At 39.3% G+C, this 3,376-nt stretch carries 2 protein-coding genes; both read right to left on the bottom strand.

Features of this window, described 5'->3' with window-relative positions; translation table 11 throughout:
• Window positions 1-478 (bottom strand): TerD family protein (locus tag AC1DRF_RS20225; protein ID WP_477741517.1); only part of this gene is annotated, 478 nt, incomplete at its 3' end.
• A 286-nt stretch (window positions 479-764) separates the two neighbouring features.
• A partial coding sequence (locus AC1DRF_RS20220; RefSeq protein ID WP_477741516.1) for a 5'-nucleotidase C-terminal domain-containing protein occupies window positions 765-3,376 on the bottom strand: 2,612 nt, incomplete at its 5' end.

Here is a 3,376-nt window from a genome sequence, read left to right as displayed (position 1 = left end):
CTCCTGAATGGTCTTCAGATAGATTAAAGTAGACAAGCTCTTCGTTTTTAGCACTGTCTACAACGCGAATAAACGCATTTTTAATCATACCGAAATCTTGGTTTCGCTCAACACACTGATAGATGTTGACTACAAACACAAGTTTATGTACGTTTCCAGGAACCTTTTTTAAATCAACAAAAATTTGTTCATCGTCTCCTTCACCTGCTCCGGTAAGGTTATCGCCTGAATGCTTAACGCTCCCGCAGTTACTGTGACGATTTCCAAAATACACAACGGCTGAGTTACTTACAAGCTTATCGTTTGAATTTAGCATAAGAACAGAGGCATCACAGTCAATACTTGGTCCGTTTCCTCCGAAACCAAAAAAGCTGCGTTTTTTTACAGGATCCCATCCTAATCCAACTGTAATAGAAGATAGGCCTTCTCTTCCTTTTGTTAAATCAATTTTTTGACCTTTTTGTAGATTAATAGCCACTTTTATTTACTCCTTTACTGTAACGAACATATTCTATTTCAGGTTCTATATAGCTCTATATCATAGCGCAGATAAATGAAAAAATAGTGAAATTTTTATACCACTTTTAACGTTTACGTAAATCTTCTTTCCATGGAAAGAATACCACAATCTGGTGATTGTTTCAAAAATTAAGCGGTCTGTTATAGGGTAAATTAATTGATTTAAAGTTTGAAAGTAAAGATATTCTACTAAAAAAGACTGTCTCTAAACCGGAAATCCGAGTTATGAGACAGTCTTTTTTGGCTTATTGAGCTATTTTTAAAGTAGGTTCTTGCTGTTCAGCTGTTTTAGCAGCTGCCACGTTTTGAATACGGCCTTCAGCTTTGTATTCAAACGGGCTGTTAAGGGTTTTAATATAGTTTACCGTTGCTTGTAAATCTTCTGGTCCCACTTCCATATCTGAAGAAAGTGCACCAATACCGTATTTTTCGTTTCCATACATATAGTTATTGACTACTACCGTGTATTCTTTTTCTTTGTCAATTTTACTTCCATCTGGAAGCGTGATATCGACTACTTTATTCGTGCTTCCATCCCACGTATAGTTAAAGCCTGCAACATGGAAATCTAGTCCGGATGATGTAATTTGATTGTTTAACACCGTTTCTAAATCCGCTCCGCTTAGCTTTACTTTATTTAAGACGTTGCCAAACGGCTGAATCGCAAACAAATCACCGTATGTTACGTCACCTGCATCAAGCTGTGAACGAACGCCTCCGCCATTCATTAAAGCAAAGTCAGCGTTCATTTCTGCTTTCATGCCGTCAGCAATTAAGTTTCCAAGCGCGATATCGCCTGTTGGTCCGCTAGACGGATAGCCTTTTGCCAAATCTGTAGATGACTTCCCAACCACTTCTGCTTTAATAGGTGCTGCTAAGTCTTCGTACTTTTTCATAATGCTTGAAACTTCAGGATCTGGCGTGTAGTCTTTTTGATATACGGTCACAATTTTGGCATCTTTTTTCACGATGTCACCCGTATTATCGATTTCAACGTCTACGTCAGAAAACGCTGAGCCGTATGAATAAGCTTGAACAATTAGTTTGTTATCTACTACTTTGTTGTTATATACGTGATTGTGAGCTGAAAAGATAACGTCAACTTCATCGTCAACTTTTTTAGCAATATCTGCTGCATCAAACTCGGTAGAAGTTCCATTTTGATTAGATGGATTATGAGCAAGTACCACAATGGCTTTAATACCTTGCTTTTTCAACTCTGCCGTATATTTATCAATTGCTTCTGCTTCGTCCGTAATTTTTAAGTTTTCATTTCCTTTACGAACGATCATGCTTGGTGTTTCTTGTGTGACAACGCCGATAAAGCCGATCTTCTTGCCGCCTACTTCTTTTATTGCATAAGGCTCCGTAATTAATTTATTAGTTGAAGTATCATAAGCATTTGCCGCTACAACCGGGAAATTCATGCCGTCGTATCCTTTTGTTCCTTTTGGATGATCGCCGCCTTCAATCATACGGTGAAGCTCAGCAATGCCTTCATCAAACTCATGATTTCCAAGCGTACCTACATCAAATCCAAGTGATTCCATCACTTCAACCGTTGGCTCATCTTGAAACAGCGCTGAAACTAACGGGCTTCCGCCAATCATATCTCCAGCATGAACTAAAAGCGTATTCGGATTTTCAGCTTCTTGTTTACGAATAGCTGCTGCTGTATATTTCATATTTCCAGCTAAAAGCGCTTGGCCATTTGAATTGATTTTTGTATCTGTATCGAGCTGACCGTGCAGGTCGTTCATGCCTAAAAGCTGAACCTTTGTATTATCTTTTGATTCGCCGTTTAAATTAATTTTGTAAATGCCGAACCCTTTGTCATCCGTTTTATTTGTATACGTAATGTTGCTTCCTTCAGTTAAATAGCTTTCTCCGCGCGGTGAGCTTGTGAACGTCACGTTAGCCGTTCCGTTAATTGGTGCAATGGACCAGTTATCGTCAGCTGTTGGTGTAATTTCTTTTTGCTCAGTGATGTAGTCCATTAGAATTTGACGGTTTTCATCCGCTGAATCCACCACAAGCTCGCTTCCTTTTAGACCAGGGAAGTTTCCGCCTCCGCCAGCTCGGTAGTTATTTGTCACAACGATAAACTCTTGGTTCGGATCAACCGGCTTGCCGTTATACGTTAAGTTAACAACGCGGCTTGAATCTCCGTGAATCACGTTTCCATTCACATCGTATTTTGCTGGTTTTGTGACGTCGATTTGGTATTGAACGCCGTCAATTACGTCGAAGTTATAAACAGGGAAGCTTTGGTTTAATAATTCCTGCTCTTCTGTTTTATTCGGTGTAATTTGATTAAACTTACCCGCAGACATATCAATCCAGTCTTTTACAACAGAACCTTTTACTTTAACCGCTTTTAATGTGTTGTCATATAGATACAGGTCGCCAGCGCTTCGGATCGTTAAGTCACCTTTTTTAATTTCAGTATATTCATCCACGCCGTTCCTTCCTGCTTTAAAAGGTGCTCCAACTGATAAAATTGGAAGGTCTTTGTATTGCGGCTTGTTTTGAGAAACATATTTTTCTACGTAATCTTTTTGTGCGTTTGTCACAACTTGAATAGACGGGTCATCTTGCACAAGAGAAAAATAGCTGTGGATATCATCGGTCGTTTTACCGATTGGTGTGTTCACGTATTTAACCGTTGCATCGTGATCTTTTTGAACCGCTTTAATAACGCCTTTATCCGGTTCTACCGTACTTTGCGTAACCGTTTTCCCTGATGCGTCTTTTACGTCTTTATACGTTTCACGCGTGGACGATTGAGAGCTTACTACTTTCCATTTTCCTTTTTCTTCTTTTAACGTTAAGTCGATTAAACCAAGTGACCCTCCGC

The sequence above is a fragment of the Priestia sp. P5_B4 genome, from assembly GCF_056400385.1.
This window is presented reverse-complemented; position numbering and strand designations above follow the sequence as displayed.